The sequence below is a fragment of the Streptomyces tailanensis genome (assembly GCF_008386495.1).
In the GTDB taxonomy this organism is placed as follows: Bacteria; Actinomycetota; Actinomycetes; order Streptomycetales; family Streptomycetaceae; genus Streptomyces; species Streptomyces tailanensis.
This window is the reverse complement of the sequence record NZ_VTHJ01000050.1, coordinates 41,144-60,907: the sequence shown is the minus strand read 5'-3', so window position 1 is coordinate 60,907 and position 19,764 is coordinate 41,144. Positions and strand designations below refer to the sequence as shown.

At 70.8% G+C, this 19,764-nt stretch carries 13 protein-coding genes; 8 read left to right on the top strand and 5 right to left on the bottom strand.

All coding sequences use genetic code 11. The annotated features are described in order from the left end of the window. Positions 1-64: 64 nt before the first annotated feature. The 3 genes from F3T56_RS32790 to F3T56_RS32780 all read right to left on the bottom strand — a co-directional run bounded on the left by F3T56_RS32790 (position 65) and on the right by F3T56_RS32780 (position 5,712). On the bottom strand, positions 65-1,618 hold the full coding sequence (locus F3T56_RS32790) for a DUF5719 family protein (protein WP_149828977.1): 1,554 nt from the start codon (positions 1,616-1,618) through the stop codon (positions 65-67). Beyond that, positions 1,615-5,250 carry a glycosyltransferase family 2 protein gene (locus tag F3T56_RS32785; RefSeq protein WP_149828976.1) on the bottom strand — a complete coding sequence of 1,212 codons (3,636 nt, stop codon included), beginning with the start codon at positions 5,248-5,250 and terminating at the stop codon, positions 1,615-1,617. Before F3T56_RS32785 ends, F3T56_RS32790 begins: the two co-directional genes overlap by 4 nt. Positions 5,251-5,448: 198 nt before the next feature. Beyond that, a complete protein-coding gene (locus F3T56_RS32780) occupies positions 5,449-5,712 on the bottom strand; it encodes a WhiB family transcriptional regulator (protein ID WP_003975777.1) in 264 nt (87 codons plus the stop codon). Between the two features lie 644 nt (positions 5,713-6,356). Here F3T56_RS32780 and F3T56_RS32770 point away from each other — a divergent pair. The 4 genes from F3T56_RS32770 to F3T56_RS32755 all read left to right on the top strand — a co-directional run bounded on the left by F3T56_RS32770 (position 6,357) and on the right by F3T56_RS32755 (position 10,332). Further along, positions 6,357-6,854, top strand: coding sequence for a cysteine dioxygenase (locus tag F3T56_RS32770; RefSeq protein WP_149828975.1), 498 nt, complete (start codon positions 6,357-6,359; stop codon positions 6,852-6,854). Positions 6,855-6,915: 61 nt separating this feature from the next. Continuing rightward, complete coding sequence (gene cofD / locus F3T56_RS32765; protein ID WP_149828974.1) at positions 6,916-7,875, top strand: 2-phospho-L-lactate transferase; 960 nt, start codon at positions 6,916-6,918, stop codon at positions 7,873-7,875. Then, positions 7,872-9,200 carry a coenzyme F420-0:L-glutamate ligase gene (locus tag F3T56_RS32760; RefSeq protein WP_149828973.1) on the top strand — a complete coding sequence of 443 codons (1,329 nt, stop codon included), beginning with the start codon at positions 7,872-7,874 and terminating at the stop codon, positions 9,198-9,200. The genes cofD and F3T56_RS32760 overlap by 4 nt, the downstream gene beginning before the upstream one ends. 163 nt (positions 9,201-9,363) lie before the next feature. Then, complete coding sequence (locus F3T56_RS32755) at positions 9,364-10,332, top strand: DNA-3-methyladenine glycosylase family protein (protein ID WP_149828972.1); 969 nt, start codon at positions 9,364-9,366, stop codon at positions 10,330-10,332. A 373-nt stretch (positions 10,333-10,705) separates the two neighbouring features. Here the strand turns inward: F3T56_RS32755 and manB are convergent, their stop codons facing one another. Further along, positions 10,706-11,788 (bottom strand): mannose-1-phosphate guanylyltransferase, encoded by a 1,083-nt coding sequence (gene manB, locus F3T56_RS32750; RefSeq protein WP_149828971.1) that lies wholly within the window; start codon positions 11,786-11,788, stop codon positions 10,706-10,708. A 258-nt stretch (positions 11,789-12,046) separates the two neighbouring features. After that, a complete protein-coding gene (locus tag F3T56_RS32745) occupies positions 12,047-13,534 on the bottom strand; it encodes a peptidoglycan recognition protein family protein (RefSeq protein ID WP_149828996.1) in 1,488 nt (495 codons plus the stop codon). 121 nt (positions 13,535-13,655) lie between these two features. On the opposite strand from F3T56_RS32745, the gene F3T56_RS32740 reads away from it, so the two are divergent. From F3T56_RS32740 to F3T56_RS32725, 4 genes are all read left to right on the top strand, one after another. Further along, positions 13,656-14,411 (top strand): TIGR03089 family protein, encoded by a 756-nt coding sequence (locus tag F3T56_RS32740; protein WP_149828970.1) that lies wholly within the window; start codon positions 13,656-13,658, stop codon positions 14,409-14,411. Positions 14,412-14,656: 245 nt separating this feature from the next. Continuing rightward, on the top strand, positions 14,657-15,844 hold the full coding sequence (locus F3T56_RS32735; RefSeq protein ID WP_149828969.1) for an LCP family protein: 1,188 nt from the start codon (positions 14,657-14,659) through the stop codon (positions 15,842-15,844). A 243-nt stretch (positions 15,845-16,087) separates the two neighbouring features. Next, positions 16,088-17,833, top strand: a complete 1,746-nt coding sequence (locus tag F3T56_RS32730) for an LCP family protein (RefSeq protein WP_149828995.1) — start codon at positions 16,088-16,090, stop codon at positions 17,831-17,833. Positions 17,834-18,078: 245 nt separating this feature from the next. Next, on the top strand, positions 18,079-19,764 hold a 1,686-nt coding region (locus tag F3T56_RS32725; RefSeq protein ID WP_149828994.1), incomplete at its 3' end, for an LCP family protein.

Here is a 19,764-nt window from a genome sequence, read left to right as displayed (position 1 = left end):
CGTGGCTTGTCGCGCCCACGCGGCGGAGCCGCATATGTCACAGCCCCGCGCCCCTTACGGGGCGCTAGTTCTGCAGCACCGACAAGTTCTGGTCTGCTTCCGGTACCGCCACTGTGCCTCTGTCGTCCGGGAGGGTTTGGGTGGTGAAGGCGGGGAGGGTGCCTTGTTTGGCTTCCAGGGTTCGGGAGGCGTATACCGGGCCGCCTGAGATGGGCTCGATCGTGAGGGCGTAGGTGCCCTTCAGGGCGGTGGGGGCCGGCATTTCCACGTTCTGGGTCGTGCCTGCCTTGATCGTGAACGTTTTGGTCGTGGGCTCGCCCGCTGTGCTGCCCGCCGAGGCCGTGACCTTGACTTTTGCCGTGCTCGTGGGTGCTGTGAGGGACAGGGTGGTGCCCTTGGCGCGGTTGTCGGCGGCTGTCGCGCGGGTGCCTACGGGGCGGGTCGCCGGGATAAAGGCCGTTTCCTGGTTGTCGCCCTTGCCGCGGACGACGCGGAGGGCGGCCACGACCGGGGTCGACTCGTCTGTGGGGGTCAGGAGGAGGGAGCCTGCTTCGCCGCGGGTGAGGTCGCCGAGGTCGGCGATGGCGGTCATGCCCGCCTTGACGTGCAGGGTCTCGTTGCCCGCGGGGGTGATCGGGCCCGAGGGGGCGGCGAGCCGCAGCTTCAGGTCGGCGTCGGTTTCGCCGGGGGTGAAGGCGACGAGGTGTACGGAGGTGGCGTCCTTCGGGATGCCGGGGAGGACCAGGCTGCCCGCCGGGTCGGTGGCGGCGGCGAGCCAGTCGCCGCCCAGTTTCTTGTCGAGGGCCTGGACCGCGGCGGCGACGCGGCCGCTGCGGACGCTGACGTGAACCGTGAGGTCGGCCGCCTTCTCCGTGGCGAGCGTCGACAGCAGAACCGGTTCGCTGGAGCGGGGCTGCACCGTGATGCCCTCGCCCACCGTGGACTCCAGGGCGCCGTCCTTGCCGTAGAGCTCGATGTCGACGACGGCCGCCGAGTCGTCCGGGTTGGTGAGGTGAACGTAGTCCGTGCGGTCGGCAGCCGTACTGACGCCCGGGAACCAGAACTCCGTGTCCGGGGCCGTGCAGTTGACGCCGAGCAGCCCGCGGCCGGTGCCGGCGGTGACCTCGGTGGTCTGTTGGACGGTCCAGCCCGGGGCGAACTTCCCCTGGGCCGTGCCGAGCAGCGCGGGCGCGTCGCCGCCGTCGACGCTGCCGGTGGCGGGCTTGCCGGCTTCCTTGACTTCGAGCACCGGCTTGTCGGTCTTCTCGGCCGCCTCGTCGTCGTTCTTGTCCTCATCCGTGTCCGAGGAATCCGCGGACTCCGAGGGCTTCGGGGATTCCGGTGATTCGGTCGACTCCGCGCTCGCCGCCGTCAGTTCGGCGCTTCCGTCGCTTTCGGTGCCCTTGGTGACGGGGGTGAAGGACGTGTACGCGGTCTCCGCGACGTCCGAGTCGCTCGGCTGAGGGCAGAGCAGGCTCGTGCGTGCCACGGGCAGTTGGGCGGCCGCCTCGGCGGGGGTGTCGCCACTTGAGGCGTCGGGCGCGGTGAGCGCGGCGAAGCCGGTGACGGCGGCGAGGGCGGTCGTGCCGGCGATGAGGGACAGGGTCGTGCGGTTCACTGCTGGCTCCCGTCGGGGCGCTCACTGTCGGCGCCGGTGCCGTGCGACGGGTCGTACGTCGCGTCGTAGCCCTGGGTGTACGTCTGGTCGTACGAGGCGTTGTCGCCTCCATAGGAGGCGTACGGGTCGTACTGGGCGCCCTGGTGGGGGTCGGCCTGGTAGTACTGCTGGTCGTACGTGCCCGGCGGGTACTGCTGGGTGCCCTGGTACTGCTCGTCGTACTGGCCGTAACCGGCGTCCGCGCCCACGTGGTTCGCGGTCTGCCAGTCGCCGTACGCCTGCTGCGGGACAGCGGTGGGAGCGAAAGCCTCCTCCGGAGGAGGAGGTGTGGTGGCATCGGCGGACTGTTCGGCCTCGGCCTCCGCCTGGGCGCGCAGGCGGCGGGCGCGGCGGCCGTCGCCGGTGATGTCCTGGACGGGCACGGCGACGGGCTGCTCGTCGGGGAGGTCGTCATCGACGTCCCGGCGACGGCCGGGCAGGGCGAGGACGACAAGGACGACGGCGAGCGAGCCCTGCGCCCACAGCCAGCCGGTGTGACCCAGCGGGGCGTCGTAGGTGACGTCCAACTTTCCGCTGTCTACGGGCAGTTGGAAGCCCTGGGCCCAGCCGTCGACCGTGGTGGGAGTGAGCGGCTTGCCGTCCAGGGTGGCGGTCCAGGACTCGTCGGCGGTGTCGGCAAGGCGCAGGACGCGGCCCGACGTGCCCGCCTTGATGGTGGTGTGCACGTCGACGGGGCCCGCGGCGACGGCCTGCGGGGCGCCGGAGGAGGCCTCGATGGTGACGCGGGCGACCTGGCGGTTCACGCGCCACAGGGCGCTGCCGTCCTGCTGGCTGAGTCGGCTCAGGCCTGGCGTGGCGTCCAGAACGCGGCTGACCTCGCGGGGCGCGCCCTGGCGGACGAGGACGTAGCGGACGGCGAAGCCGCCGAGTTCGTCGGCCTGGTCGGCGCCGGAGCCCGCGACGAGGTTGGCGACGACCTTGTCGAGCTTGTCGTTCTCGCCGACGGCCGCGGTCAGTTCGGCGTCGCCGAGGCGGACGCCGGAGCCGCGGACCAGGGTGTAGTGGACCTCAGCGGTGGAGGGGCTGTCGAGGACCAGGGTGCGGGCCTGGTCGCGGGTGCCGCTCTCCTCGGCGACGAACGCGGGCACCTGGACGGGGTCGCGGCGCTCCAGGGGTCCGTCGGCGCCGCCGATCATCCAGCCGGCGGCGGCGAGCAGCGGGCCGACGGCGGTGGCGAGCGCGATGAGCGCGGCCACCGGCTGGCGCCAGCCGAAGCTCTGTTCGGCCACGCGGAAGCGTGCGCCGTCGGCGCCCAGGGTGGCGGCGGCGAGGAGGGCGATGCCGTAGACGAGGGTCGCGGGGCCGGCCCAGGTTGAGCCGTTGGAGAGGACCGCGAAGACGAGGGCCACCAGGGCGGCCGTCCAGGCGGTCCGGATTCCCAACTGGCGTTCCGAGCGCAGCAGGGCGGCGAGTGCGGCGAGGACGACGCCAATGAGCGTCAGGCCGCCGACCGTGCCGGGTCCTCCGGGGCTGATGCCGAGCAGGTCGGTCGCGGAGGCCGTGCTCGCGCCGTACTCCATGCCGGCTTCCTGGAAGAAGCCGAACGGCAGCAGCGTCAGCGACCAGGGGGCGAGGAGCAGCAGCGGGGTGCCCAACTGGGCGAGGAAGCGCGGTCCGTAGGCGGTGATCTCGCGGCGGCGCACGGCGAGAAGGGCGAGGCCGAGGATCAGCGCGATGGGCCACACGATCGGGGTGAATGCGGTGGTGATCGTCAGCAGCAGCGCGTACGCCCAGGTGGCGCGCCAGCTGCCGCGCGCCCCCGTGCTGTTCGTGAGCCCTCCCGCGGCGGCGCCCGCGCGGGCGATCAGGGGCAGCAGGATCGCGAGGACGGCGGTTCCGATGCGACCGCCCGCGAGTGCGCCGGTGACGGCGGGCAGGAAGGCGTAGACGACGGCCGCCCACGCGCGCAGCAGCCGGGACGGGACCAGGGGCCGGGAGACGAAGTACGCGGTGAATCCGGCCAGGGGAACGGAGGCCACGAGGAGCACGGTGACCGCGAGTCCGGTGGAGCCGAGCAGCAGCGAGGCGAGCGTGGCGACGATCGCCAGGTACGGCGGAGCGGCCTCGGCGCCGCCCGCGCCGACCGGGTGCCAGGCGTCCAGGTAGCGCGACCACAGCTCGGCGGAGTCGGCGGGGGCGGGCAGCAGGGCGCCGCCCGCGAGCGCGCCGCCGCCGAGGAGTTCGCGGCAGGCGACGAGCGAGGCGAGGAGCAGGAGGGCGAAGAGCACCGGGCCGGGCTTGCGGGCGATGCGCTTGAGCCGGGCGAACTGCTCGACCTGGAGGAAGTCGGCGTCGTCGTCGCCGGGCCCGGACTCGACGGCGCCGCCGTGCCGTCCGGCCGCGCCGGTCTCGGTGTCGGAGGTGCCGAAGAGGTTGCCCGCCGTCTGTTCGACGGTGGCCCGGATCGTCGCGCCGGGCGGCGGGAACAGCGCTCTCAGCTCACCCTTGTCGAGCTGCGGGGCGCCTCTTCTGCGCCGCCCGGCGATGATCCGCTCGGGCCGCAGCAGCACGCTCAGCAGACCGCGGATCTCGTCGACGGCCTGTCCGGGGACCTTGCCGACGAGATAGGCGACGGTCCTCAGGAGCGTGCCGAGGACGACGCGCAGCAGCACCCAGGGCAGCTGTGCCGTACGGGAGTTGACCAGGAGGGTGTAGACGGCGCCCGCCTTGTCGACCATGTGCGGGGAGGCCGCGTTGCGGCCCACGCAGTCGACGGTGCGGCGCTCGCGGGAGGACGCCTCGGCGTGCCGTACGACCGCTTCGGGGGCGACGAGGACGCGGTGCCCGGCGGCGGTGGCGCGCCAGCACAGGTCGACGTCGTCACGCATCAGCGGCAGTCGGCGGTCGAAGCCGCCGAGCTCCTCGAAGACGTCGCGGCGGATCAGCATGCCGGCGGTGGAGACGGCGAGGCTGGGCTTGACGTGGTCGTGCTGGCCCTGGTCCTGTTCGCGGCGGTCCAGACCGGTCCAGCGGCGGCCGGAGTTGGCGATGGTGACGCCGACCTCCAGCAGCTGGCGGCGGTCGTACCAGCCGCGCAGCTTGGGGCCGACGACGGCCACGTCGTCGCGGCCGAGCTCGCGCTCGTTCTCCACGACCCGCAGCAGCTGGGCGAGGGCGTCGGGCTCGGGGGCGCAGTCGTCGTGGAGCAGCCACAGCCACTGGACCGGTTCGCCGTGCGGGAGTTCCGGCATGTCGTACGCGTCGTCGCGCCAGCTGCGGGTGACGGGGTCCCAGCCGCTGGGGCGTCTGAGGTACGCCAGGTCGTCCTGGGTGAGCACGCCCGCGCTACGGTTGGCCTCTTCCACGGCCTGGCCGAAACCGGTGCGCCGGGCGAGGTGCAGGACACGGTCGGGGCCGAGGGCGTCGGCGAGGAGCCGGGCGGAGTCGTCCGCGCTGCCGGTGTCGGCCGCCATGGCGCTCTGGACGGGGCGCTCCTGGCCGAGCAGCCCGGCGAGCGCGTCGGGCAGCCAGCGGGCGCCGTCGTGCGCGACGAGGACCGCGGTCACCACATGACGTGGGAACTCAGGAGTGGCAGCGTCGTGGTGAGCTGCGGTGTGGCTGTGCACGGACATCGAGGTACGGGCCCCGGTTCGATGGACTGCGGTGGACGTCTGTGTCCGGCGGGGACAGCGGGACGTCTCGGACGAGGGCCCACACTAACGGCTGAGCAGAACAGCGGCCCGCCGCCTGTGGATAACCCACCTGCGACGGGCCGTACATGTTCGGTTGTTCCCGTTCAGTTGTTTCTGTTCGACTGTTCCGGGACGGGGTCAGACGGCCGCCTTCTTGAGGCGGCGGCGCTCGCGCTCGGACAGGCCGCCCCAGATGCCGAACCGCTCGTCGTTGGCGAGGGCGTATTCGAGGCACTCGGAGCGGACCTCGCAGGCGAGGCAGACCTTCTTGGCCTCGCGGGTCGAGCCGCCCTTCTCGGGGAAGAAGGACTCGGGATCGGTCTGGGCGCACAGCGCGCGCTCCTGCCAGCCGAGTTCCTCGTCCGCGTCGTCGACCAGCAGTTGCTGCACGAGCTCGGTCATGTGCGCCCCTCGTCCGTCTTTCGCGTCCCCGTCGTGCGGCCGTTACCGATTTCGGCTGAACGACACGAGTGAAATTACAAGTGTGCTGCTACGGGCGAGTCAAGCCGAGATCTGCTATTGAGCCCCTTATTCACTCTGCGGAACCAAGGCTATGCGGAAAGTGTTCAAATCGGCATAAACCTGACAGCAGCTGTACGGCGGAGGGGAGTTCCGAAGTTCCGCGGCGGGGTCTCCCTCCCTTACGGAAGAAGACGCCCAGGAGTTCGATCTCGTTCCGACCTGTTCTCGGCCGACTCGCTCCGGGCGTGCCCGGTTGTGCGCCATGTCTCCTCGGCTCCCCCTGCACAAACCTTTCGCCGCGCGGATGCACCGGAAGAGGTGAAGCGGCATCCACATACCGGACGTGAAGTTGACAGCGGAGGAGTGAACCGCTGTCCTTGTGGGCATGCTCGCGAATTCGGCACTCACCTCGACCCGCACCGCCGGGTCCCTCGGTGCTGCCCGCGCTCGCTGTAGCTGTTGCTGTCACAGCTGTTGAGCCCCACGCGCTCCGGCTGCCACTGAGCCTCTCTCGGCTCGGGCTGCTGTTCCCATGCGACACCCAGCCATCGCCCACGCACTCTTCGCCGAGGAACACCTCACCCATGAACAGCGACAGCGACCTGCAGATCGCCGGCGACATCCTCGAAGTACCGCACCTCCTCCAGGCACCGCGCCAACACCCGGTCACCGTGGCCGAGTTCGCCGGGCTGGCCCGCTCCATCGCCGAGGACCGCTCCCAGTGGGAGCACCTCGTCGAGTACGACGCGACGACACGCTGGTACCACCGGCTGCGGACCGGCCCCGGGTACGAGGTGTGGCTGCTGTCCTGGGTGCCGGGTCAGGGCACCGGGCCGCACGACCACGGGGGCTCGTCCGGGGTGATGACGGTCCTGGAGGGCACCCTGACGGAACACACGGAGCGGGGCGCGCGCGCGTGGGGCGCCGGTTCGCAGCGGGTCTTCGCGCCGGGTCACGTGCACGAGGTCGTCAACGACACGCTGGAACCGGCCATAAGCCTGCACATCTACTACCCCGGCCTGACGGACATGCCGATGCACACGAAAGCCTGCACGAGGGAGACCGCCGCCGCGACCGGGTGAGAACCGGCCGTAGTCACGGCCGGGCGGACCGTTGTCGTACCCGCCTGCCAGACTTGCTCCCATGCGCATTGTGGTTCTGGCAGGTGGCATCGGCGGTGCCCGGTTTCTGCGCGGTCTGAAGAAGGCCGCGCCGGAGGCGGACATCACGGTCATCGGCAACACCGGGGACGACATCCACCTCTTCGGCCTGAAGGTCTGCCCGGACCTCGACACGGTGATGTACACGCTCGGCGGCGGCATCAACGAGGAGCAGGGCTGGGGCCGGGCCGACGAGACCTTCCATCTCAAGGAGGAGCTCGCGGCGTACGGCGTCGGGCCCGAGTGGTTCGGGCTCGGCGACCGGGACTTCGCCACGCACATCGTGCGGACGCAGATGATCGGCGCCGGGTATCCGCTGAGCGCGGTCACCGAGGCGCTGTGCGACCGGTGGAAGCCCGGCGTCCGGCTCATCCCGATGACCGACGACCGCGTCGAGACCCATGTCGCCGTCGAGGTGGACGGGGAGCGCAAGGCGATCCACTTCCAGGAGTACTGGGTGCGGCTGCGGGCCTCCGTGCCGGCCGACGCGATCGTGCCGGTCGGCGCCGAGCAGGCGAAGCCCGCGCCCGGGGTCCTGGAGGCCATCGCCGAGGCGGACGTGATCCTCTTCCCGCCGTCCAACCCCGTCGTCTCCGTCGGCACCATCCTCGCCGTGCCCGGCATCCGGGAGGCGATCGCCGAGGCCGGGGTGCCCGTCGTCGGCCTCTCCCCCATCGTCGGGGACGCGCCCGTGCGGGGCATGGCCGACAAGGTCCTCGCCGCCGTCGGCGTCGAGTCCACCGCCGCGGCGGTCGCCGAGCACTACGGCTCCGGGCTGCTCGACGGCTGGCTCGTCGACACCGTGGACGCGGGCACCGTGGAGCGCGTCGAGAACGCGGGGATACGGTGCCGGGCCGTACCCCTGATGATGACGGACCTGGACGCCACGGCGGCCATGGCCCAGGAGGCGCTGGCGCTGGCGGAGGAGGTGCGGGGAGCGTGAGCGGGGAGAGTGTGGGGGACGGGTTCGCGGGGCCCGGCTACCGGGTCTGGGCGCCGGTCGGGATTCCCGAGGTGCAAGAGGGCGATGACCTCGCGAAGCTGATCGCCGCGGCCGAGCCGGGGCTGGCCGACGGGGACGTGCTGCTCGTCACCTCGAAGATCGTGTCCAAGGCCGAGGGGCGAAAGGTCGAGGCCGTCGACCGGGAGGCCGCCATCGACGCCGAGACCGTACGGGTCGTGGCGCGGCGCGGGGCGCTGCGGATCGTCGAGAACCGGCAGGGGCTGATCATGGCCGCCGCCGGGGTCGACGCCTCCAACACCCCTTTCGGGACCGTGCTGTTGCTGCCCGAGGACCCTGACGCCTCCGCGCGGGAGATCCGGGACGGCATCAGGGACGCGCTCGGGGTCGACGTCGGGGTCGTCGTCACCGACACCTTCGGGCGGCCCTGGCGGGCCGGGCTGACCGATGTCGCCATCGGGGCGGCGGGCGTGCGCGTGCTCGACGACCTGCGGGGCGGGACTGACGCGTACGGCAATCCGCTCAGCGCGACCGTCGTGGCGACCGCCGACGAGCTCGCCGCCGCGGGTGACCTGGTGAAGGGAAAGGCCGCCGGGCTGCCGGTCGCCGTCGTGCGGGGGCTCGGGCATGCCGTGGCCGATGACGGTGGGGACGGGACGAAGGCCTTGGTGCGAGGGGCGCGCGACGACATGTTCCGGCTGGGCACCTCCGAGGCGGTACGGCTGGCGGTGACCCAGCGGCGTACGGTGCGGGCGTTCACCGACGAGCCGGTCGACCCGGGCGCCGTGCGGCGGGCCGTCGCCGCCGCCGTGACCGCGCCGGCGCCGCATCACACCACGCCGTGGCGGTTCGTGCTGCTGGAGTCCGAGGAGTCGCGGGTACGGCTGCTCGACGCCATGCGGGACGCGTGGATCGCGGATCTGCGGCGGGACGGCAAGAGCGAGGAGTCCATCGCGAAGCGGGTACGGCGGGGGGATGTGCTGCGCAACGCGCCGTATCTCGTGGTGCCGTGTCTGGTGATGGACGGGGCGCACACATATGGGGACGCGCGGCGGGACGGTGCGGAACGGGAGATGTTCGTGGTCGCCGCCGGGGCCGGGGTGCAGAATCTGCTCGTCGCGCTGGCCGGGGAGCGGCTGGGGTCCGCGTGGGTGTCGTCGACGATGTTCTGCCGGGATGTTGTGCGGGGGGTTCTTGGGCTGCCGGAGGGGTGGGATCCGATGGGGGCGGTTGCGGTGGGGCATGCGGCGGGGGAGCCTGCGGCTCGGGCTGAGCGGGGGGTGGGGGCGTTTATCGAGGTTCGGTGACGCCTACTGTTCGGGGGTGCGAGGCTGGTGCGCGGGTGCGGGTGAGTGGGTTGCTCGCGCCCACGCGGCGGAGCCGCACATCGACACAGCCCCGCGCCCCTAAAGCATCGGTGCAGCCCTACTCTCATAGGGCACCGCATCGCTATTCCTAGGGACCTCACTCGTGGCCGGACGTTTCGCTCCTCGACCCACTCGTACGACTGTGCCTCGGCAGGCCGTCGTGCCCGGGGTGCGGCGGGAGTGGGTGCCGGGAGGGCCGCTCGATCTTGGGCTGGTGCTTGGGCCGCTTCGGCGGGGGGCGGAGGATCCCACGTTTCGGGCGACGGATGATGGGGCCGTGTGGCGGGCCTGTCGTACGCCTGTCGGGGCCGGGACGTTGCGGGTTGCGGCGCGGGGTGGGGTGATCGAGGGGAAGGCCTGGGGGGCGGGGGCCGAGTGGCTGCTTGATCGTCTTCCCTCGTTGCTCGGGGCGTTGGACGAGCCCGAGGTCTTCGTGCCTCGGCATCGGGTTGTCGCCATGAGCCAGCGGCGGCGGCCCGGGTTGCGGTTGACGCGGACCGGGCTGGTGTTGGAGTCGTTGATTCCGTCCGTGTTGGAGCAGAAGGTCACCACTGGTGAGGCGTATCGGGCTTGGCGGTTGCTCGTGCGGAAGTACGGGGAGCCGGCGCCGGGGCCCGCGCCTGCGGGGATGTTCGTGATGCCCGCGGCTCGGGAGTGGGCGTTGGTTCCGTCGTGGGAGTGGCATCGGGCCGGGGTCGACAACAAGCGGGCGTCGACGATTCTGCGGGCGGTTCGGGTGGCGGGGCGGCTGGAGGAGGCGGTGGGGATGTCGCCGGTCGATGCGCAGGCGCGGTTGGAGTTGGTGGCGGGGATCGGGCCGTGGACCTCGGCGGAGACTGTGCAGCGGAGTCACGGGGCGGCGGATGCGGTGACTGTGGGGGATCTGCATCTGCCGGGGATCGTGGGGTATGCGCTGGCCGGGGATCGGGATGCGGATGACGCTGTGATGTTGTCGTTGTTGGAGCCGTATGTGGGGCAGCGGCATCGGGCGGCTCGGTTGATCTTGTTGTCGGGGCGGGGGCCGGCGCGGCGCGCTCCGCGGATGCCTCGCGTGGATATTGGGCGCCTGTAGGGATTGGGTGGGGTTCTCGCCCCCGCCGCCCCTACCCGTCCCTCCCCCACTCTCGGCTCCGCTCGAGCGGGGGACCCGCATCCAGGGGCGCTGCCCCTTCGACCCCGTTTCGCCTTCGAGCTCGGGAGGTGGGGTTGTGTGGCGGGTGCGGGTGAGTGGGGGTTGTTCGCGCAGTTCCCCGCGCCCCTGAAAAACGGGGCTGCGCCCCAGTTTTTCAACGGCCCGCAGGGCCGTTGTTCTTAGGGGCGCGGGGCTGTGTCGATTTGCGGCTCCGCCGCGTGGGCGCGACCAGCCCCCGCCCCGCACTCGCCACTCACCCGCACCCGCACCCGCACCCGCACCCGCACAACCCCACCCATCCGAGCTCTCGCGCTTACTGGTCCGACGAGAAGCGGAGCGCTCCCGTGGGGATTTGGGCGTCGCACCAGACTCGGACGCCGGTGCGGAGTTCGTTGTCGGCGCCGATGATCGCGCCGTCGCCGACGACGGTGCCGGTGAGGATGGAGCGTTCGCCGATGCGGGCGCGGGCGCCGATGAGGGAGTCGGTGATGACGGCGCCGGGTTCCACGACAGCGCCCGCGAGGACCGTACTGCCAGTGACGCGTGCGCCTTCGCCGACGAAGGCGCCCTCGCCGACCACCGTGCCGCCGGTGAGCTTGGCGTCGCCTGCGACGCGGGCGGTGGGGAGGACGAGGCGGTCGCCGCAGCGGCCGGGGACGGCGGGGGACGGGGCCCGGCCCAGGACGAGGTCGGCTGAGCCTCGTACGAAGGCCGCGGGGGTGCCGAGGTCCAGCCAGTACGTGGAGTCGACCATGCCTTGGAGGTGGGCGCCTGCCGCCAGCAGGTCCGGGAACGTCTCGCGTTCGACCGAGACCGGGCGGCCCGCCGGGATCGTGTCGATGACCGAGCGGCGGAAGACGTACGCCCCCGCGTTGATCTGGTCGGTGACGATCTCCTCGGGGGTTTGCGGCTTCTCCAGGAAGGCCAGGACCCTGCCCGTCTCGTCGGTGGGTACCAGGCCGTACGCGCGTGGGTCGGTCACCTGGGTCAGGTGCAACGACACATCCGCGCCCGTCGTCTCGTGGGTGTGGACCAGGCGGCGGATGTCGAGGCCGGTCAGGATGTCGCCGTTGAAGACGAGGACGGGGTCCTCGGGGGCGGAGTGGAGGTGCGAGGCGGCGTTGCGTATCGCGCCGCCCGTGCCCAGGGGCTCCTCCTCGGTGACGTACTCGAGGTGGAGGCCGAGGGACGAGCCGTCGCCGAAGTGGGGTTCGAAGACCTCGGCGAGGTAGGAGGTGGCGAGGACGATGTGGTCGACTCCCGCCGCCTTCGCCCGGGCCAACTGGTGTGTGAGGAAGGGGACTCCGGCCGCCGGGACCATGGGCTTCGGAGTGTGCACCGTGAGCGGACGCAGTCGGGTACCTCTGCCGCCGACCAGGAGGATCGCTTCTGTCACCTGTCGTCTCTGCTTCCTGCCGGGACCGGCCGAACTGTCATTCGACCGGCCAGTGTATGCAGACCGTTCCATGGCGCCTTCGTAGCCGTGCGGATGGCCACTGACCTGACGCTTCGCAGGTCAGTGGTGGTGTCCGTCGAGGGCACGGCGGGCGTGCCCTCGGCCTGTCTCCGTTCTCCGTGTGAGATGACCTCCGGCCGGTCATCGGATTCCTCCGGGCGCCGAAGCCCCGTTTTCCCCCTTCAACCTGCCGCCGCGCTACCGCCCTTGGTAGCGGGCGGCCGCCGAGCGTGCCGCGCCGAGCTTTCCGTAAAGGCGCCCCCCCGGGCACTCGGTCGCGAACCCGTCCCGGTGGCCGGAGATCACGTTCAGTCGTACCTTCTTACCTTTTCGGTAGAGATTGCCACCACCGGAAGTGAGGTATGTCTTGCCATTCGGGTTCGCCCGGTAAAGACCGAGTTTCCAGGCGGTGAGTTGAGCGACCGCCGTCACCGACGACTTGGGCGGCTTGACGGAGCCGTAACTGCCGAGAACCGCGATCCCCATGCTGTTGGTGTTGAAACCGAGGGTGTGGGCACCCATGACGGCCTTGGCCACGCCGCCCGCGCGGCCTTCGTAGATGGTTCCGCACTTGTCGATGAGGAAGTTGTAGCCGATGTCCCGCCAGCCGCTGCTCACCACGTGGTAGCGGTAGATACTGCGGATGACGGTGGGTGCCTGCGCACAGCGGTAGTTGTTGCCGGAGGCGGTGTGGTGCACGAAGGCCGCCTTGACCCGCTTCATGTAGAGGAAGTCGCGCTCGCGCAGCTTCTCGTCGGCGCCCCAGCCACGGCGCGTGACGATACGCGGACGCGGACCGATGTACGGCTTCACGCCCGGCTCCAGGGCCATCAGCTCCGCCTCTGTCTCCTCGCGCGACAGCGCCGGGATCGCCGTGGCGCCGAGCGGCGCGAGATCGGCGTTGACGGCGGAGGCGGCGGCCGCCTCGGCGGTCAGCGTGCCCAGCCTCGGGGTGTCCACGGGCGCGCCGATGGGCGGGGTGTCGGCGCCCGGTCCCGCGGCGCCCTGCGTGACGGCGCCCTGCGTGACGGCGCCCTGCGTGACGGCGGCCTCCGGGATGTCGGAGCCGGGGTCGATCAGTTCCAGGCGTAGGCCGTCCGGGAGCAACTGGACGCCGGGGGCGGCCGTACGGCCCGGGGTCTCGGCGCGTACACGCACCTCGACGCCGTCCGATGGGCCGACCCACAGCGGGGCCGTCGAGCCGCGCACCCGGCCCGAGGCTCGTTCGACGGTGTCCGGGTCGGCGGCGTGCTCGTGGTTGTGGGTCTCGACGTCCTGCCAGCCGGACCAGCGGGCGGTGCCCTTCGCCCGCGTACGGACCTGGACGCGGCCCTGCAATTCGGCGTCCGGGTCGTCCCAGACGACACCGACCAGCGAGAACGAGCGTACGTCCCGCCGTTCGAGTCCTTGCTCGACCGCGGTCGAGCCGTCGAAGCCGCGCTCGGCGCGGAACGGGACGAGGGGGAGCGACTGGGTGCTGCCGGGCGCGGGGGCGGGTGCTCGTGCGGGTGTGATCGCTCTTTCTGTGGTCGCGTCCGCCGAGGAAGCCGAGGACGCTGGGGGTGCCTGGGGCGCCGCCGATGCCGTGGCGGGCAGGGCCGCCGGGAGGGCGAGGGCCGCCGCGCAGGTGACGCCGATCGAGGAAGCGAGGAATCGAGAACTACGCATACGCCTGATCTTGGGCATAGTCATACATATCTGTCCATCGCGGAATTGACGGAGCATCGGCTCCGCTCCGCCGAACCGGTGGCCCGTCCGGCCCGCCCGGGGACCCGCCCGCACCCCGTCCCCGCGTACGCTTACGCGTGTGAACGCCACCGATCGCACCCCCGCCGACCTGCTGCGATCCGCGCTCGCCGCGGATCCCGCGCGCCCCCTGGTGACCTTCTACGACGACGCCACGGGTGAACGTGTCGAATTGTCCGTGGCCACCTTCGCCAATTGGGTGGCCAAGACCGCGAATCTGCTTCAGGGCGAGCTGTCCGCGGAGCCGGGCGACCGGGTCGCGCTGCTGCTGCCCGCGCACTGGCAGACGGCGGTGTGGCTGCTCGCGTGCTCGTCGGTGGGCGTCGTCGCCGATGTCGCCGGGCATCCCGGGGCCGCCGACATCGTGGTGAGCGGACCGGACACGCTGGAGGCGGCGCGGGAGTGCTCCGGGGAACGGGTCGCCCTCGCGTTGCGGCCGCTCGGGGGGCGGTTCCCGCAGACTCCGGCGGGGTTCGTCGACTACGCCGTCGAGGTGCCGTCTCAAGGGGACCGGTTCGTTCCGTACGCGCCTGTCGATCCCGAGGAGGCCGCCTTGATCGTGGCCGGGCGGGAGTTCAGCGGGGCGGAGGTTGTCGAGCGGGCCCGGGATGAAGCTGGGGCACTTGGGCTTACGGGGCCGGGGTCGCGGTTGTTGTCGGGGCTGGGGTACGACACGTGGGAGGGGGTGGCCGCGGGGTTGTACGGGCCGCTCGCGACCGGGGGGTCTGTGGTGTTGTGTCGGAACCTTGGCCTGTTGGGGGAGGATGCGCTGGCCAAGCGGATCGAGAGTGAGCGGGTGAGTGTGGTCGCGCGATAGCGCCGTAGGGGGGGTGATGTCGTAGGGCGGCTGCGGGTTGGTTGGGGTTGCTCGCGCCCACGCGGCGGAGCCGCATATCGACAGAGCCCCGCGCCCCTTTGGGGCGCGGTTGCCCGCAGCGTAAGCGACACGGCCCCCCTCTCCCCTGTCCCCCATTCGGCCTAGCCCCACCCTCCCCCCGAACCCCTCCCGCGCCATCGTCGTAAGAGCACGACTCGCTCGTACGCCGTGAGGGGTGGCCGGAAGTGGACGACGTCGGAGGCAGGACGCGTGTGCTCGGGCCCGGTGTGGGAGGTTCTCACACCGGGCACGGGCCCATACGTCGTCGCCGGCGGCGGTGGGTGGGGTGGACGGCGTGGGGGGTGGTGACCTTCGTCGTGGGGGCGGCGGGGGTCGGGTGGGTCGCGTACGAGAAGCTGGACGGGAACATCACGTCGGACACGACGGCGGCGGACGAGCTGGCGCGGTTCGAGCGGGAGCGGCCGACGGCGTTGGTGCGGGACGCCCAGAACATCCTGTTGATCGGGTCGGACTCGCGGTCGGGCGACGAGAACGCCAAGTACGGGCGGGATTCCGGTACTGAACGGTCGGACACGACCATCCTGTTGCATCTGGCCGCCGATCGGCGGAGCGCGACCGCGGTGTCGTTGCCGCGGGATCTGATGGTCGAGGTGCCGAGTTGCCGGCGGGCGGACGGGAGCCGGACCGAGCCGGTGTTCACGATGTTCAACCGCGCCTTCCAGAGCGGGGGTTCGGCCTGCACCGTCCGGACGGTCGAGAAGCTGACCGACATCCGCGTCGATCACCACGTGGTCGTGGACTTCGGCGGGTTCAAGGAGATGGTCGACGCCGTGGACGGCGTGGAGGTGTGCCTGGCGGAGCCGATCCACGACAAGGCCGCCAAACTGTGGCTCCCGGCGGGCAAGGTGAAGCTCGACGGCGAGCAGGCGCTCGGGTATGTGCGGGCCCGGAAGTCGCTGGGCGACGGCAGCGACACCGAGCGGATGGACCGGCAGCAGCGGTTCCTGGCGGCGCTGGCCGCGAAGGTGCGGGGCAACGACGTACTGCTGAACCCGGTGAAGCTGTATCCGGTGCTCGACGCGGCCACGTCGTCGCTCACCACGGACCCGGGACTGGCGAGTCTGCGCGGGCTCTACGACCTCGTACGCGGAATGCGCACGATCCCCACGGAAAAGGTGCAATTCCTTACTGTTCCCCGGAAGTCGTATGCACAGGACGCGAATCGGGATGAACTCGTGGAGCCGGCGGCGGAGATGCTTTTCGACCGATTGCGTTCCGACGCCCCGGTCGCGGTGGCGCGGGAACTGCCCGCAGAGGAGCTTTCGGGAGGGCCCTCTCTCATGTCGTCCGTCACTCCCGATCCGATGCCCACTTTTCGCGGAAGTACGGCCGCCGAGGAGGCCTGTGAGTGACCGAGGCGGGTCTCCGCAGGTAAAACGCACGTCAACACAAGGAACAAATGCACTAGGAAATGGGCAGATTGCCCAGTTGTAGGGACGTGGAATTTCTCACCGCCGTCGCTTGGCGCCTGATCGTGCGGCTAGTGTGAGCGATCCGGTGTGTCAGGCCTTTCGGTCACGCACCACTTGCAGCGAGACCCGAGCGTCTTTTGAGGGGGAAGACGCCGCGTGGCCCCGACGGAGGAACAGACAACCGTGGACGCGCAAGGCCGTGGGCGGGCGGACGACATCGACCCCGCAGACCAGTGGGTACTCAACCCGAGCACCGGTGAATACGAACTGCGACTGACCCCTTCCGCACCGCAGTCAGGGGTGCCGAGGCCGCGCAGTGCCACACCCGCGGCGGCGGGCGCGAGAGCGGCCGGCCGGCCCGCGCGCTCCGCGACGCTGCCGGGCACCCGGGACGTCCCCGACGTGGTCCCCGGACCGCGCCGCCGGCGGGGCGCCCCGGCGGAGGAGGAGCCGCTACCGGGCCGGCGCGGCGGCCGGGGCCGTACGAAGCCCAAGAAGTCCACGGGCAAACGGATACTCGTGTGGACGGGCGGCACGCTGGCGTTCCTGCTGGTCGGGGTGAGCGCGGCGGGCTACCTCTACTACCAGCACCTCAACAACAACATCAACAAGATCTCGGACGACGGGGCGAGCACCGGCGGCTTCAGCAAGGACCGCGCGATCAACCTCCTGGTGATCGGCACGGACAAGCGCACCGGTGAGGGCAACGAGAAGTACGGCGACGCGAACAGCGTCGGCCACGCGGACACCACGATCCTGCTGCACGTCTCCAAGGACCGCTCCAACGCGACCGCGATGAGCATCCCGCGCGACATGATCGTGGACATCCCGGACTGCCCCACCGAGCAGGAGGACGGCTCCAAGAAGACCATCGCGGGCACGGACGACGTCCGGTTCAACACGAGCCTCGGCCAGGACGGGCGTACGCCGAGCTGCACGATGCGGACCGTCACCGAGCTGACCGGGATCAAGCTCGACCACTTCATGGTGGCGGACTTCAACGCGGTGAAGACGCTCTCCACGGCCATCGGCGGCGTCGAGGTCTGCCTGGCGAAGCCCATCAAGGACTCGAAGTCGAAGCTGAACCTCTCCGAGGGCAAGCACACCATCCAGGGCGAGCAGGCACTGGCGTTCCTGCGCACCCGCTACAGCGTGGGCCTCGGCAGCGACCTGAGCCGGATCGAGCTGCAGCAGCAGTTCCTCAGCTCGATGATCCGCCAGATGAAGTCCGAGGACACGCTCACCGACCCGACGAAGGTGCTGAACCTCGCGGAGGCGGCCACCAGCGCGCTGTCCGTCGACTCGCGGATCTCCGACATCAAGAAGCTGGCCTCGCTCGGCCAGGAGGTCGGCAAGGTCAAGACGAAGAACATCTCGTTCACGACGGTGCCGGTGGTCGACAACACCGACGGCGCGACCGTGCTGCCCACGCCGGGCAAGGCCAAGCAGCTCTTCGAGACCGTCAAGAACGACATCTCCCTCACCGAGGTGAAGAAGCAGGCCAAACAGAAGGAGGCCGCGAAGCTCAAGGGCACGCGCGCCGAGGCCTCCGAGGTCCGGGTCAACGTCTACAACGGCGGCGCACCCGCGGGCAGCGCACAGGAAACCCTTAACTGGCTGCAGAATGATGTCGGCGTGATCAAGTCGAGCCAGCTCGGCAACGCCGACAAGACGTTGTCGAAGACGACCCTCGCGTACGACCCCGACCAGGCCGACCAGGCGCGCAAGCTGGCCGACCTCATGGGTCTGTCCGCGTCCGCGCTGAAGCCCGGCGAGGGCAACAGCGAGGAGACCTCCCAGGGGGTTTCCGCGATGGTGCTGACCCTGGGCAAGGACTTCAAGGGCGCCGGGGTCCCGCTGAACGGATCGTCGGCGGCGAACCTGGACGTCGACAAGAGCACCGCGGACAAGGAAAAGTGCGCCAGTTGACGGCTGGGTGCTGACCTGACGGGGTCGTATCGCGTCTGACAAGACGCACGCAGTGGTGAAGTGAGGTACCGGGCGGGCGCGAGGAAGCGCCCGCCCGGTCCGGTGCGCGCCCGTGGCGGATGTCATCCGACCGGGACACGCGGCGAGTTCAACAGGACATGAGTACATCCCGGTCGGGGTCTCGAAGGTCCAACAGGAGGCGGGGACGGTCCCGTCGGCACGGCAGGGTGGGGAGGGGCAGGGAGATGGTACGGAGCGACGTGCGCGGGGACGGGGGGCGGCCGCGCGTCGAGAAGTCCGAGTCCGACGAGACGGGTCCGGGCCGGGAAGGCGGTTCGAACGACGAGGAGGGCGCGGGCGCCAGAGTCCCGGAACAGCGCGGGCGGGGCGGCGGGAAAAAGGACGGTGGAGACGGCGACGACGGTGAGCTCAAGCGCGCCGGTACCCCCGGTAGGCCTCGCCGCCGGCGGGTTCTGCGCTGGTCGGCGATGGTGCTGTCGGTCGTCATACTCGGCGCCGCGGGTTCCGGCTACCTCTACTACGAGCACCTCAACAGCAACATCAAGAAGGAGAAGCTGAACCTCGGCGACACGAAGATCGCCGAGCCGACCCCCAACGCGTTCGGTCAGACCCCGCTGAACATCCTGCTCATCGGCTCCGACGCGCGGGACACCAAGGAGAACCAGGAACTCGGCGGCGCCAAGGAGACCTTCGGCTCCACCCCGCTCGCCGACGTCCAGATGCTGCTGCACCTGTCGGCCGACCGCTCCAACATGTCGGTGATCAGCATGCCCCGCGACACCCTGCTGGAGATCCCCAAGTGCACGGACCCCGACACCGGTGAGGTGTACGAGGCGTCGAACGGCCGGGTCATGACGAACGAGTCGCTGGGCCGCGGCGGCCCCGGCTGCACGGTCGCCACCTGGCAGGAGCTGACCGGGATCCACATCGACCACTTCATGATGGTCGACTTCGCGGGTGTGGTGTCGATGGCCGACGCGATCGGCGGTGTGCCGGTGTGTGTGACCGACAACATCTACTCGCACACCAGCACGGGCAAGGGCTCGGGGCTGAAGCTGGAGAAGGGCACCACGTACATCCAGGGCAAGCAGGCCCTGCAGTGGCTGCGCACCCGGTACGGCTTCGAGGACGGCAGCGACATCGCGCGCGCCAAGGCGCAGCACATGTACATGAACGCGATGGTCCGCGAGCTGCGCGAGAACGCCACGATCAGCAACCCGGACAAGCTGCTGGGGCTCGCCGAGGAGGCCACGCAGGCGCTCACCGTCGACGAGGGCCTCGCCAAGGTCGAGAAGCTCTACGCCCTCAGCACGGAGCTGCGCAAGGTCGAGCCGGCCCGGATCACGATGACGACGATGCCGTACACCTATGTGGGCGCGCGTGTGGTGCCCAAGGAGGGTGACGCGGAGAAGTTGTTCCGGCTGGTGCGGGAGGACATCGCGCTCGACGGCAAGGACGAGAAGGACACGTCGGAGTCGTCGGCCTCGGCGTCGGCGTCGGCCGAGGAGGAGACCTCCGACGACCCGGCCGCGGAGAAGGACGAGATCGGTGTTCTCGTGCAGAACGGCACCATGACGTCCACGCTCGGAATGGTGAGCGGGCGCGCGAGCACGGTGTCCCAGCTCCTCGTCGAGGAGGGCTTCGCCAAGGCCTCGTCCGACGCGAGCACCGCGACCGCCGAGGACAAGACCGTCGTGCGCTACCCGAGCGCCGAGCTGGAGGGCGACGCCCAGGCCGTCGCCGATGCCCTCGGCATCCCGCTGAGCCAGGTGGAGAAGTCCACGGACGTCAGCGGCGTCACCCTCGTGGTGGGCGCCGACTGGCGCGAGGGCAAGACGTACAAGGCCGAGAAGACGGACGACACCACTCCGGAGTCGGCGGACGTGCTGAACGGCGCCAACAAGGAGGCA